The organism is Robbsia sp. KACC 23696 (genome assembly GCF_039852015.1).
Classification (GTDB): Bacteria; Pseudomonadota; Gammaproteobacteria; order Burkholderiales; family Burkholderiaceae; genus Robbsia.
Genome location: NZ_CP156628.1, coordinates 262,281 through 275,901, shown reverse-complemented (window position 1 = coordinate 275,901; position 13,621 = coordinate 262,281). Strand labels below are relative to the sequence as shown.

The 13,621-nt window shown below is 60.2% G+C and carries 13 protein-coding genes and 1 pseudogene; 6 read left to right on the top strand and 8 right to left on the bottom strand.

The window, feature by feature from the left end; all coding sequences use genetic code 11:
* Positions 1-56: 56 nt before the first annotated feature.
* Both ABEG21_RS22605 and ABEG21_RS22600 read right to left on the bottom strand, forming a co-directional pair.
* Positions 57-956, bottom strand: coding sequence for an SDR family NAD(P)-dependent oxidoreductase (locus tag ABEG21_RS22605; protein ID WP_347558806.1), 900 nt, complete (start codon positions 954-956; stop codon positions 57-59).
* Positions 957-1,125: 169 nt separating this feature from the next.
* A complete protein-coding gene (locus ABEG21_RS22600) occupies positions 1,126-1,758 on the bottom strand; it encodes a lytic transglycosylase domain-containing protein (RefSeq protein WP_347558805.1) in 633 nt (210 codons plus the stop codon).
* A 318-nt stretch (positions 1,759-2,076) separates the two neighbouring features.
* Here ABEG21_RS22600 and ABEG21_RS22595 point away from each other — a divergent pair, with 318 nt between their 5' ends.
* Positions 2,077-2,841 (top strand): hypothetical protein, encoded by a 765-nt coding sequence (locus tag ABEG21_RS22595; protein WP_347558804.1) that lies wholly within the window; start codon positions 2,077-2,079, stop codon positions 2,839-2,841.
* 45 nt (positions 2,842-2,886) lie between these two features.
* Here the strand turns inward: ABEG21_RS22595 and ABEG21_RS22590 are convergent.
* From ABEG21_RS22590 to ABEG21_RS22565, 6 genes and pseudogenes are all read right to left on the bottom strand, one after another.
* Positions 2,887-4,008, bottom strand: a pseudogene (locus tag ABEG21_RS22590) (aminotransferase class V-fold PLP-dependent enzyme); the annotation flags it as partial.
* A gap of 174 nt (positions 4,009-4,182) precedes the next feature.
* On the bottom strand, positions 4,183-5,850 hold the full coding sequence (locus ABEG21_RS22585; RefSeq protein ID WP_347558803.1) for an ATP-binding protein: 1,668 nt from the start codon (positions 5,848-5,850) through the stop codon (positions 4,183-4,185).
* Between the two features lie 3 nt (positions 5,851-5,853).
* Entirely contained in the window at positions 5,854-6,969 is a 1,116-nt protein-coding gene (locus tag ABEG21_RS22580; protein ID WP_347558802.1) for an ATP-binding SpoIIE family protein phosphatase, read from the bottom strand.
* The gene (locus ABEG21_RS22575) at positions 6,954-7,334 is read right to left on the bottom strand and encodes an anti-sigma regulatory factor (protein ID WP_347559067.1); all 381 of its coding nucleotides are present in this window, start codon (positions 7,332-7,334) and stop codon (positions 6,954-6,956) included. The genes ABEG21_RS22580 and ABEG21_RS22575 overlap by 16 nt, the downstream gene beginning before the upstream one ends.
* 17 nt (positions 7,335-7,351) lie before the next feature.
* Positions 7,352-7,735, bottom strand: a complete 384-nt coding sequence (locus tag ABEG21_RS22570) for an STAS domain-containing protein (RefSeq protein WP_347558801.1) — start codon at positions 7,733-7,735, stop codon at positions 7,352-7,354.
* A 4-nt stretch (positions 7,736-7,739) separates the two neighbouring features.
* Complete coding sequence (locus ABEG21_RS22565) at positions 7,740-8,603, bottom strand: STAS domain-containing protein (RefSeq protein ID WP_347558800.1); 864 nt, start codon at positions 8,601-8,603, stop codon at positions 7,740-7,742.
* A 313-nt stretch (positions 8,604-8,916) separates the two neighbouring features.
* Here ABEG21_RS22565 and ABEG21_RS22560 point away from each other — a divergent pair, with 313 nt between their 5' ends.
* From ABEG21_RS22560 to ABEG21_RS22540, 5 genes are all read left to right on the top strand, one after another.
* A complete protein-coding gene (locus tag ABEG21_RS22560) occupies positions 8,917-9,651 on the top strand; it encodes a hypothetical protein (protein ID WP_347558799.1) in 735 nt (244 codons plus the stop codon).
* Between the two features lie 47 nt (positions 9,652-9,698).
* Positions 9,699-10,181, top strand: a complete 483-nt coding sequence (locus tag ABEG21_RS22555) for a secondary thiamine-phosphate synthase enzyme YjbQ (RefSeq protein WP_347558798.1) — start codon at positions 9,699-9,701, stop codon at positions 10,179-10,181.
* 163 nt (positions 10,182-10,344) lie between these two features.
* Complete coding sequence (locus ABEG21_RS22550; protein WP_347558797.1) at positions 10,345-12,114, top strand: methyl-accepting chemotaxis protein; 1,770 nt, start codon at positions 10,345-10,347, stop codon at positions 12,112-12,114.
* Between the two features lie 83 nt (positions 12,115-12,197).
* Positions 12,198-12,878 (top strand): hypothetical protein, encoded by a 681-nt coding sequence (locus ABEG21_RS22545; RefSeq protein WP_347558796.1) that lies wholly within the window; start codon positions 12,198-12,200, stop codon positions 12,876-12,878.
* On the top strand, positions 12,871-13,569 hold the full coding sequence (locus tag ABEG21_RS22540) for an RES family NAD+ phosphorylase (RefSeq protein ID WP_347558795.1): 699 nt from the start codon (positions 12,871-12,873) through the stop codon (positions 13,567-13,569). The genes ABEG21_RS22545 and ABEG21_RS22540 overlap by 8 nt, the downstream gene beginning before the upstream one ends.
* The last annotated feature ends 52 nt before the right edge of the window (positions 13,570-13,621 follow it).

Genomic DNA, 13,621 nt, shown 5'->3' with positions numbered 1-13,621 from the left:
GTCGCTTCGAGAACGTGCCGCTGCCCATCAAAGACTGAGGGCCGACAGGAAAGCCGTCAACTTTCCGGCGCCGGCGAAATCAAATCCCCTAAGCCCATTGCATCGAGGATCTCCTGACGCATCGTTTCCGCGGCAGCAATGCGCGCGGTAGTGCCGCCAGGAGATGGGCCGACATGCGCACGAAACGGACGCGTGCCAAATGGCAGATCCACCACCCGCACGATTTCCCTGGCGACTGTCCTGGGTTCCACATCGTCGCTTTCCATGCCGATGAAACCGATCAACACCTTATCCGGCACCCCCGAATAGGGACCCGCGAGATAGGCATCCCCCACGGCAATATCATTAGGCGTTTCGGCATTCGCCAAGCGATTCATGGTTCTCGTGAACGAGCCGGGAACGATGATGGTGGTCTCGATGCCCCATTTCGCCAGCTCCGTCGAATACGACTCCGCCAGAACATCCATCGCGGCCTTTGCGGCGAAGTACGGCGCCAGGAACGGCGGCGTGCCCATGTGCATCACCAGCGATCCAATCCAGATGAGATAGCCCCGTCCCTGCTTCCGCAGATAGGGCAAGACCGCGCGGTTGACCCGCTGACAACCAACCACATTAATGTCGAAGAGCAGATGCATCTGCTCGGGGGTAAAAGCCTCCGCGGGCCCGAACGCCATATGACTCGCGCCATGGATTACGACATCCAATGACTGGCCGGCGTCGATGATTTGCGCAACGCCACGTTCCACGGACGCGTCGGACTGCACATTCAGCTCGATGATCCGCAGATCGACACCATGCTGAATGGCCCAATTGGCTACTTTCTCGATGTGCGTCGCCCGCAGATCGTTCAATTCAGGCACGCAGGCATACACGGTATGACCCGCCAGCGCCAGCTCGCGCGCCGCCAGTAAGCCATGTCCGTATGCAGCTCCCGTCACGAGAATCGAATAGCCCATTCCCGCTCCGGTTAAGAATGGAAGTCATACGTCCGTTTAGCTTTAACGACGTTTGAGCGCCTTTCTGAAGGGTAGGCATTTCGATAAATGACAAAAGACCTTCCTGTCTACGACACGGAGGCATGTCGACGGACTGAAATGCACCTATTGCCCGAACCCATCGCCCACTTCAGCCGAGCGGCTTGTCCGCGGTCGCGGTCGTTGTCTTTGTCGTGGCGCGTTTCATCGGCGCGCTTTCTATCGGGCGGGCGTTTTTGGGCATGTCGCTGGCGTAGGCATAGCCGTTCTTGATCAGCCATTGCACAGTATTCCGCACGCGCAGCGCATAGGCGTCCCGAAACGTCGGCGTCGCCGAATGGTAGGAGCCGATCGCCTGCCAACTGTTCCCGTATTTGTCCATCTGCTTGCGCAGAATCCAGGCGCCGGTATAGACGTTTTTGCAACCGTCGTAGAGATCCGACGCCTTCACCCCATACCGCTGTAACTCGGGCAAGTGGATCGAGTTGATTTGCATCATCCCCATATCCGTCGAGCCATTGGTATTGACGTTGGTGGCGTTTGCCCGCATCCGGCTTTCGACAATGGCGATGCCCAACAGAATCGTCGGGTTGACCTTGTGATATTTGGCGGCGTCCAGTACGCAATCCGCCTGGGCGAAACGTGGCACTGCCAGCGTGGCGCACGACAATAGCGCGGCCAGTGCAAAGGGCGTGGACAACGTCAACGAGATCACGCGCGACAAACCGGGTGACAGGCGCAACGCGGAGGCAGCACGCGGCGCGACCCAAAATACCTTTGGCATCACGGCTGTACAGGACGGAAGGGAAAGGGAACCAGCGCGCATTTTCCCATATCCAAATCCGGAAATGATAGGGCGCGCTTGGAATCCTGAGAATTCGTCGCGCCGGCGCGACTGCCGACGCCACACACAAACCGGGCCTTCCCGGCGACCTGCCAAGCAGTGTCGGAAAAACGGCTTGCCCCCCTGTCACGCCAACCGCTATCCCCCGCCGCGCTGAGCATTGTTGGCTTTCGCCATTTGCCTAGGTAATACACGCCTCTCGCTCGCGGGCTTCGCCGATTTTTACTACACCGCCATCCCGCACCGGAACCGCGCCGCATGACGTTTTACCAAGCAAATGCATGCTCGCTTTTAATAAGTCATTCTAAATATCGAGATAAAATGAATATCACGGACATAGCAATCGAACCGCTGCCGTTCACGATAGAAGTCGCCGAAACGGAATCCTTATTACACAGCGCATTGGCAGTGCGTCAGGCGGCTTATGCGCGACACAACCCAGAAGTCGGAACGCTCCTTCAGAATGCCGAAATCGAGGATTCCATCGCAGGATCGCTGGTGCTCATCGCGCGGTCTAAAACGGATGCGCGCACGCTCGGCTCAATGCGCATTCACACGAATGCCTTCTTGCCATTGCCGCTGGAGAAATACACCGCACTGCCGTCCGGGATTGCCGGGCGTCGTCTTGCCGAAGCGACGCGCCTCGGCATCATGCCTCACCCATTAGGCCCGGCGGTCAGAACCGCGCTGTTCAAGGCCTTCTATCTGCATTGCGTACAGCAAGAGGTCGATTTCATGGTCATCACCTCTGCTCGCTCGCTCTATCGAATGTACAAGCAAATGACATTCATGGACATCGATCCCGCAGCAGACTATCGGTCGATGCCGCACAGCGGCACGTTACCGCTTCGCGCGATGTATCTCGAGGTCAGAGAGTCCGAGCGGGCATGGGGGGAAGCACGCCATCCCCTCTTCACGTTTATGTTCAAAACCATTCACGAGGACATCAACGTGACGTCGGCCGCCTCGCTCCGCGCGGCAGCCGCGGTACCCGTGCCGCTTAGCACGACCGACAGCCCTTAGGCGCTACACGGTGAGCGGCGCGCAAAACGCCAAGGCATTGCGCAGGCATTGCACGGCACGATCGATGTCGGCTGACGTCGTGAAACGGCCCAGGCTGATCCGTACCGAACGCGAGGCTTGCTCGGCGCTCAGGCCGATCCCCGTCAAAACATGCGAAACCGCACCGGATGCCGAATTACATGCCGAGGTACTCGATACTTCAACGTCCCCTCCCAGCAGCATCGGCATAAAGCCAGGAAGATCGATACAGAGGTTCACGATGTTCGGAATACATGCCGCCATCGCACCATTACGGCGAATCGCAGGCACGTCCGCCAGCGCGTCGAGAAGCTGCTTGTTCAGCGCGGTGATGTGAGCGTGATCGTCAAGCAGACGTCGCTGCGCAACGACGCAGGCGCTGCCCATGCCCACGATCTGGTGCGTCGCAAGCGTACCCGAACGCAATCCCTGTTCGTGGCCGCCGCCATGCATTTGCGCGCCGATCTGCGCCTTGATGGCTGCACGAACGTAGAGGGCGCCGATACCTTTCGGGCCATAGATCTTATGCGCGGACATCGACAGTAAGTCGATGCCGTCGCGTACGACGTCGATATCGACCTTGCCCAGGCCTTGCGCCGCATCGACGTGAAGCAAAGCGCCGCCGGCGTGCGCCACTGCCCCGATGGCTGCAACATCGGTCAGCGTGCCGACCTCGTTGTTGACGATCATGACCGACACCAGGCCGGTGTGCGGGCGCATCGCTTTTGCAATGATATCGGCCGTGATCGCGCCGTTTGCGTCCGGCGCAACCACGGTCACGTCGATGCCTTGCGTTGCCAGATGCCCGACCGTATCGAGAATGGCCTTGTGTTCGAGACAGCTGGTGATGATGTGGCAGGGCTTGCCCGCCGCCAAGGCGCGATCGGCAAAGCCCTTCAGGGCTAGATTGTTGGATTCGGTTGCGCCCGACGTCCAGACGATGTCGCTGGAAGCAGCGCCGATCAACGCTGCCACGTCTGCCCGCGCCTGTTCGACGACGACTTTGGCGCGATTGCCGCTGCTATGCGAATTCGAAGCCGGATTGCCGAACACCCCGTCCGGCCCGAGACAGGCGATCAAGGCGGGAATGATCTCCGGATCCACCGGCGTGGTGGCGGCATAATCCAGATATACGGGCTTCGGTGACATCGTACGCGTCCTTCGCATGGGTTTTTAGTGCAATGCGAAAATGGTACGTCGGTGTGCGCGCAAAAAATTGCTGAATCAGCGGTGCAAAAACACCGAAAGAGCAATTTAATGCTCATTCGGCGCCTCTGATTAGTTATTTATTTCTGGCAGTATGCCGTCGCAGCTGATGAGCGTCTAGAGAGAAGTCAGGATCGACAGAAGGCCGTCGATCGGCAGCGGTTTCGAGAAATAATGATCGAATCCGACCTCGTCGGCCTTCACATGGAATTCTTTCGAGGAATAGCCGCTGAGCGCGATATGCGTCGCACGCGTCGGCGCGTTCGCGTCGCTTGAGGACACCCGACGCAACGCCGAGGAGAGATCGAAACCGGTCATATCAGGTAGACCGATATCGATTATATAGACCTGCGCCGCATGCTTCGCGCTCAACGCCAGCGCCGATCGACCATCGAAAGCGGTAAGGCAGGTACAGCCTTCGAGTTCCAGCAACGCTGCCATCGCATTCACCGCATCCTGATTGTCATCGACGAGCATGACGGTCAGGCCCGTCGGTAACGGCGGCACGCTTTCTGGCATCTCCACTTTCGGCAACTTCTCGTTCACGATCGGCAGCTCGACCGTGAAACGGCTGCCCTTTCCCGTGCCCGCGCTATACGCCGATACGGCGCCGCTGTGATCCGACACCAGCCGCTGCACCAGGGTTAAACCGATCCCTAGTCCCGCGTCCTGTCGCCCGACACCGTTGAACTCCTGCGCAAACAACTCAAAAACACGCGGCAGCATCTGCGGCGTGATGCCGATGCCGTTGTCTTCGACGGTGACGATAGCCGCACTGTCGCGCTCGGTGAGCGTGACAGTGATTGTGTCGGGCTGCGGCGTATAGCGCGCCGCATTGTGCAGGATATTGCCGAAAACCTGCTTCATCCGCGCAACGTCGGCACGCACGATCACCGGTGCGGGTGTCGGCGTGAAGCGGACCTTGTGACCCCGGTTTTCGACTTCCGGATGGGTCATTTCGATCGCACCGGCCAGAATGACGTTCAAGTCCGCTACTTCCGTACGCAAATCCACCTTGCCGCGCGTGACACGGGAGACGTCGAGCAAATCGGCGACCATCCGCGTCAAATGCGTTGTTTGGCGACCGATGACGGAAAACGCGTCTTCCGCGTCGCCGGTCTTTGCGCCTAGCTCCAGCGCGAGGCTGATGGCCGCCAAGGGATTACGCAGCTCGTGCGCCAGCATCGCGAGGAATTCGTTCTTGCGATCGTCGGCTGCTTCCAGTTCGGCTTTGCTCGCCCGCAATTCATCGAGGGTGCGCAGCATTTCATGGTTTTGCTGCTCGATTGCTTCGATCGGCGTCTGCGGCTTCTTGCGCGCCATTTGCGCGACGATGTCGTTGATCTGCGCGACGCTGAAAATAGGCGTGTCGCGGGGCAGATACATTTCAATGCCGACCCGCGTGCCATTGCCGATGACCGATTCGATCGAGAAATCGTCGACGAGCCGCCGTGTACCGGGAATGCCGACACCGCCCCCCCTCGACGTCATGTGGCGCGCATTGTCCATCACCGCGGCCGCGTCCATTCCCGGCCCCTTATCGCTGATCTCGGCGCTGACGCATTGCGTGCTCTTTTGATTCGTCGCATCGCCCACATAGAACGTCAGTGTGCCGCCTTTCGCATACTGAATGGCATTACGCGCTATCTCCGAGATAGCGGTGGTGAAGCGCGTGCGCTGGATTTCCTCTAGGCCAAACAGCTCGGCGATCTGGCGCGATCGATCCCGGATGGATACCAGGCTCAGGATCGACGCAATCTGCACGGAAACGATACGATGACGCATGATCTACACCCCTTTCACAACCACCACCGTGGCGTCGTCGTTATCGCGCGCAAAGTCGCGGTGTAGGACCGCCGCGATCAAACTGGGGTGATGTTGCAGTAAGTTCGGATGCGCGCTGAGGTTCCACCTCGTCGACAGGCCATCCGTACTGGCAATATAAACACTGCCCGAACGCCATTCGGACTGCGTCGGTCGGATACGATGCATCATGTAACCCACGGTACCATCGGTGGACAACAGCCGCGTGATGCTGTCCTGCCGGAATACGCCAGCGATGATGTTGCCGACGCCAGTAAAGTCCAGCACCGATCCACTCCTGGAGATCTTCGCCAGACCTACGACCGCGCCCCGCGTTCCACGCAGGGTTTTGTGCAGCTGCTCGGCCAGACCGTCCGGCGTCTGATAGGCATTCGATACTCTCAGATAATCGATCCCCTGATTCGATGCGTGATGCGCGAGCGGGCCATGACCCAGACCATCCAGCACCGCTACCCACAACGCATCGTCGCGTTGCACCACTGCCCACGCATCACCGCACATATCCTGTCCGGCACGCGGTGTCGAACGTGCGCCCACCAGAAATCCTGGGAGGGCCTGCGCGGCCATCGCGGAAGGCGTGGACGGAGCGGTCAATGATTGCGGACTCGGTGCCGCCGTCAGCGACACGGGTGCGCCCGATCGCGCGGCACCACCGTAGGCGGTACTCGCCGGCGTTTCGCCACGTGCTGCCGAAAATTGCGCCAATACCGCAGTGCCTTGATCCGGCACCGAATAAATATCGAAAAACGAGGCACGGCGCTGCATCGTCCCTAAGCCGGCGCCAAGACTGCCGCCGGTGGAATGCCCATCGCGCATCGCCTCGGCGATATTGCGAATGCCCGGCCCTTTATCCAACGCGATCATCTCCAACGAGGTGGTCGCACCGGAATGCACGGTTCGGCGCAGCAATATCTCGCCGCGCTGCGCGTACTTCAGGATATTGCTGGCTGCTTCGGACACGACCAAGGTCACTTCACCGTGCAATCTGTCCGGCAACCCTACCCACTCGGCCATCTTGGCGGCCTGTCGACGCGCATCGGCGACGCCCGTGGCGTCGTCGACTATTACCTTCGTTTCCACTGCGTAATGCTCACTGTAGTACCGACACCGACCTCCGATTGAATGGAGAACTCGTTGACGAGACGCTTCGCGCCCCCCAACCCCAGTCCGAGACTCTTCGACGTGCTGAAGCCGTCCGAAAGCGCCTGATCGATGCTCGGAATCCCCTTACCGGTATCGTGAAACACGGCCTGAAGACCGGGCCGCCCGTCGATATTGAGTTCCGACAATTCCATGTAACCGCCGCCACCGTGCACAAAGGTATTCCGCGCCAACTCAGACGCGGCCGTCACGAATTTGGTTTTGTCGATGGCGCTGAACGCGAGCTTGGTGGCCCAATCCTGGACGACCCTCCGTGCGGCGCTGGCTTGTTCCGCCGATTGAATATCGACCTTGACCTTATTTAAGGTGACGATGACGGGTCTCCCGCGTCGCCAACGCGGGAACGAAGAAGTGCCATTCCTTTGTCGATATTCAACGCCGTCGAGATACCCGTCAGCGGCATTCCCAGTTCGACCAGCGTAATGGCTACCGCCGGTCGCATCCCGACCAATACCGTCGCTGCATCCATGATTTTCGACATGGCAGCGATATGGCCCAGAATCCGCCCGATAAATGAATCGACGATCTCAAGTGCCGAGATGTCGATCAACACACCTTTTGCCTTGTGTCGCGTAATTTGCGACGCAAGATCGTCCTGCAGGGAAAGCGCGAGCTCGTCATGCAGTTCCACCTGGATGGACACAAGCAGGAAATCGCCAAGGCGCAGAACAGGAATCTTTTCCATGGGGCTATCGGGCTTCCACGCGCTGTTCGCGCACGATATTCATGCCCACACGCTTCAATGCCAGCTTCAGCGCATCTTCCAATGTGGCCTTCGTCACCACATTACCCAGGTCCACTCCCAGATGCACGATGGTCTGGGCGATCTGCGGGCGAATGCCGCTGATGATGCACTCGGCGCCCATCAGGTGCGCCGCAGCCACGGTCTTCAGCAAATGTTGCGCGACGAGAGTATCGACGGTCGGCACGCCGGTGATGTCGATAATCGCAATGGCGGCTTCGTTCGAGACGATCGACTCAAGCAAACTCTCCATCACGACTTGCGTGCGCTCGCTGTCCAGCGTGCCGATCAGCGGCAAGGCAACAACCGACTCCCACAGACGCACGACCGGCGTCGTCAGGTCCAGCAATTCCTGTTGTTGACGCTCGATGATCCGCTGACGTGTGGCCTGGTAGGCCTCCACCGTCAGCAGACCGAGCTTGTCCAGCGTCACCGTCAACTTCCAGAGCGCGTCGGTGAGGACGTCGGCCTCGGTCACGCGGGCCCGCAGCGCCTTGAACAACGGCTCCTTCAACGAGAAAACGAACATCGCCGTCTCGGAGGGGGTAAACCCTAGGGTCGCCCTTTGTCCGGACAATGTTACGAGATGCGACTTGATGGCATCCCAGTTTTCACCGGTCAGCGATGCGTCGTAGTCACGCGTGACGGCCTTCGTGAACAGGGAAAGAAAGGTACGGCTCGTCTCTTTCAGTTCCGACTCGGCGATCAAGCCACGTTGGGCACCGGCCGCCGTTTGCACCGCCACCCAATCCCGGAGGATGTTCTCTTCTTCAGTGGACAGAAATTGTTCAAGGCTTTTATTGGCTTGCAAAGTGGGCTCCTGGGGCCGCCTGTCTCAAGGTCACGCGTCGCACGCTGTCGACGCGCTGTGTTACATACTGCGATTTCGCTTTAACCGGGCGTAGCGGTGTCAACACAACCACGCCCGAAAGCTGGCGGGCCATTGTATAACGGATTTTTTAGATATCCACATTACACATTTTTAGATGCGCCTGCCTTTCCCAGAATGCCGAGGCAAGGGACGGTCGGTATGGCCAGCAATTCCCCCGCAAATCGGCTATCGTGAAAGACTCCCTTTTTCTTTGTTGGATTTTGCCGTGCTGCAACAACGAACCAGGCTGTGGATGTTTCTGGCTGTACTGGGGCTGAGCGCTACGGCGCACGCCGCGACCGATATCGACTGCAGCACCGCCCGCGTGCCCGGTCAGCGGGTGGTCTGCGATTACACGATCGTCGGTCATGAATATGACGAACTCTATGCGCAGCAGCAGCGGATGGCCGCCTCCGGCGTGCTGTCGCAAGGGCAGGTTGCCGATTTCCGCGCGCGGCGCGATGCCTGCGCCGATGTCGGCTGCGTTGAAAAAGTCATCGCCGACTGGCAAACGCACGCCGCCGCGTTGAATCGCGCGCAAACCGATGCGGCGGGAATGCAAGCCGTCGGCGGTAATGGCGCGGTTTCGAATGCGGCATCGATGCCCGCTGCGACCGATCAACCGCCGCCCCCGACGCAGGACCCCAACGCGCCGCCCAGCGCCGCGCAAACCCAGTTCGGTGCGCCGACCCAGATGACGAATAATCTGGTGCCGGTATCGCCCGATGGTACGGCGAGCGGTGCGACGGTCGCTAGCGCCGCGAGCGCTACGGCCGGGAGCGCAGCGACGGCCTCGGATCCGAGCACGCTACCGACCGCGGAGCGCAACGCGCTCTCGGGAAGCCAGGATAATCGGCCATCGACGGGCAGCCTGCTGCGCAATGGCGCACTGCTGATCATCGTGGTCGCGATCGGCACGGCCATCTGGCGGACACGTCGCCGCTTGCGGGACCGTAACGACAACCGGCGTGGCGGCGGCCGCGTTTAGCTTTTCCCAGCGAATTCGGCGTATTTAAGATATCTGAGGAGTTTTTTATGGCCTCGCGACACGATAATGCCTTTTCGGCGCAGCATCCGACCGAGCGAGGTAGCGCACCCGCCCGTCCGATCGCGCGCATAGATGTGCCGACGCGCGGCACCGGACTCGTCGAGATAACCAGTCAGCTGCGCCGTTTCATGGACACGCAGCCTGCCGGTGACGGCTTGTTGACGGTGTTTTGTCGTCACACCTCGGCGTCTTTACTGATACAGGAAAACGCGGACCCTTCGGTGCGCGTCGATTTGGAGGCGTTTTTCGCGCGCATCGCGCCGGAATCGCGGACGCTTTACGAACACGACGCCGAAGGCCCGGACGATATGCCGGCCCATTTGCGCACCGCGCTGACCCAAGTGCATCTGTCGATACCGGTGGATCAAGGGCGAATGGTGCTGGGAACCTGGCAAGGCGTCTATTTATTCGAACATCGTCACGCGCCCCATCGGCGCGAAGTGGTCCTGCACTTCTTGCCGAATTCCTGACAATCCGATGCGCCCACCCAACGTGCGTCAGTCTGACGCAGGGCGCTTGGACAAAGCTTGATCCAGCGCAAAGTCTTGGCGATTCGCCACTGCCACCATCGGTCCTGAAGCTTGCCGGCTGAACCGCGGCAAGCATATGACCCCGATGCGCAGGATAGCCAAGATGAGACTGAACCAACCCGTCACCCAGCACCAATTCGACTTCCCCGCCTCCGAACAGCTGGTATCGGTCACCGATCTGAAGGGCGTTATCCGATATTGCAATCCGGGATTTATCAAGGTCTCGGGTTTTGATCGCGACCAGCTGATTGGACAGCCCCATAACCTTGTGCGTCATCCCGACATGCCGGCCGCTGCCTTCGCCGATATGTGGGCGACACTGCGCGCCGGCAAGCCTTGGACCGCTCTGGTCAAGAATCGGCGCCGCAATGGCGACTATTACTGGGTGCGCGCAAATGTGACGCCGATCGTCGAGCGCGGCGCGGTATCGGGTTATCTGTCGGTGCGCACCAAACCCTCGGCGGAGGAAATCAGCGCGGCGGCGCCTGCTTATGCCGCTTTGGTGGCTGTCGAGAACCGCAATCGACGCGTCGATGCCGCCGCTGCACCGGCTTCCGGTTCTGGGACGGCCGATAGCGGCAAGGTCGCGTCAAGCGCGAGCAACCCGGGAGGCCGTTCCGGCTATGCACTCCATGAGGGTCGGCTGATACGTACCGGGTGGCGCGGGCGGATCGAGACACTGCGCCGGCCGACGCTTGCCGCGCGCATCGCCGTCGCCCTCGCCGCGCCGATGGCCATCAGCTTTCTGGCGGATCGTTATGTCGCGTCCACCGGCACGCCGATGCCTTGGTTCCACTGGCTCGCCGCGTTCGCCACGGCGGGACTCTCCGGTTACTTGCTGCACCGAGGCATTCACCAGCGCCTGGCGGAACTGCGTCGCGACGCGGATCTGCTTGCCGCCTGCGACCTGTCGGTGCATCACGGCTCGCGGATCAATGCCGCGCATTCGGACGAATTCAGCGCGATGCAACGCGCATTGGCGCAGTTACGCGTGAATCTTTCGGCGGTCGTGCACGATGTGCATACGCAGGCAAGCAGCGTACGTCACGCGGTCGGCGAGATTGCGACCGGCAATTCGGATCTTGCAAACCGTACCGAGCGTCAGGCGGTACACCTGGATCACACGACCACGACGATGCAGGCCTTGCACGGGATCACGCAACAGGCGCAGCAACATGTGCGTGACACGGTGGAGCAAGCACGCAATGCGTCGCGTACCGCGGAGGAAGGCGAACGCGTCATCAACGATGTCATCTCCTCGATGCAGCATGTGGCCGCGGCATCGAAGCAGGTGAAGGAAATCACGTCGATGATCGACGGCATCGCGTTCCAGACGAATCTGCTCGCCTTGAATGCCGCGGTCGAGGCGGCGCGTGCCGGAGAACATGGTCGCAGCTTTGCCGTCGTGGCAGGCGAAGTGCAGTCTCTCGCGAAACGCTGCAAGGATGCGGCGCAGCAGATCGACACGCTCGTGAGTTCGACGGTTTCGCAGGCGCAATCGGGCGCGGTGCTGGCCGAGCGGGCCAGCGAATCCATGCACGCGATCGTCGACAGTTTCAGCAAGACGGTCCATGTGATCGGACAACTCGACGAGACGCATCATCAGCAGGAGCGCAACCTGAACGAGATGGAGCGCGCGATGGACGATCTCGACGTAGTGACGCAGCAGAATGCAGCATTGGTGGAAGAAGTCGCGGCGGCGGCGAGCCATCACCGCGAGCAGACCGACGTATTGCGCGACGCGGTGGAGATTTTCACCTTTCACGGAAAATCGGAGACGGCGTTGACGCGCAAGGCGACACCTGTTCCGGCTGGCGGAACGGCTGGGCGTACGGCGCCGCGTAAACGCTCGCCGGTGGCTCAGGCGGCGTAATCAGACAGAAGAAAGCGGCGGCACGGGTTAGATGGGGTAGAATATATAAAACCTAACCCATCTCACCCACTTTGGTGATTGCCATGAACGTCATGCACGACTCCGTCAAATGGGCTGGCGTCTCGACCTTGTCGGGTTCTAGCGACGACATTCGTCGACAGCTGACGGGTATGCGCGCGAGCCGCGTCGTGGCGATCGCACTGGAAGACGCGACGGAACAAGAAGCCGAGGCGCTCGCGGGGACGCTGCTAAACGTCGCTTATGTCCTGCGTTCGAAGCTGGCGGAGCAGGATCAACAGGTCTTGGAGTCCCTTGTAGACGCGTTGGTTCCGCGCGCACCCCCTACCCCGACGCTGATGCGAGAAGCGACGATGGTAGCGCGCTCACGTAAAGCGGTACTTGAAAGCGCCGACTGGCTCACGGCGGTGCAGATCGCGAAACTCGCGGGCTTCAGCGAAAGCAATCCTAGCGCGCAGCCCAATAAGTGGAAGCGCGATGGCGCAACGTTTGCGATCCGGCACAACGGCGTCGATTACTTTCCGGGCTATGGACTCGATGTCCCTGCGGGATATCGTCCACTGAAATCGCTCGCCAAAGTACTGGCGGTCTTTGGTGATTCGAAGGATGGTTGGGGCCTCGCCTACTGGTTTCTATCGGCGAACAGTTTCTTGGGCGGCAGGCGCCCTCAGGATGTGCTGGCAACGCAACCCGACCAGGTAATCGCTGCCGCGGCGGACGAGAAGGCGGGACTGCTACATGGTTGAGAGCAACACCAAGGGATCCCGGAAGCGGATTCTTGCATTGGTCTCGAACACTGACACACCGCTCCCCGCTAGCGTGCTCCATACGAGCCTGCTCACATGGCCGACGCGTCGCCTATTCCATCGAATACACCGTGAGGCGTATCGACCCAATCAATTCAATGACACGGCGCGCGGCAATGCGCGCTTCAGCCCTATCGTTGACCTTGCCGGCAGCGTGATTCCCACACTCTACGGCGGTGCGACATTCGACTGCTCCGCCATGGAGACCGTTTTCCACGACATTCCGTTTGCGCCGGGCTACAAGACCTTCGACAAACAGAAGTTGATTGGCATCGTACATTCACGCCTTCTGCCGCTGAACGCACTGCAACTCGTCGATCTACGCACCAAGGCTTTACGTAAGCTCGGCGTGCGCCGCGCGGAACTGATCGATACCGAGCAAGACCGTTATCCGAAGACGCGCCTATGGGCCGAGGCTATTCACGCGCAATGCCCGGAAGCGCAAGGGATGTGCTGGACGTCGCGCCAAGATGACAGCGCCGAGGCCATCGTGCTGTTCGGCGATCGCATTGCGTCCAGTGACCTGGAAACCGTCGACGGTCCAACACCACTCCTCGGTGACGAATCGACTTACGATGCGGTGTTGTCGCTCGCCGATCGCATCGGCGTGAATGTCGTTTCGGGGCGGTGATGGACTTTTTAATGGCGTTCTTTTCGGGATTGGCGACACCGCTTCGCTTCTC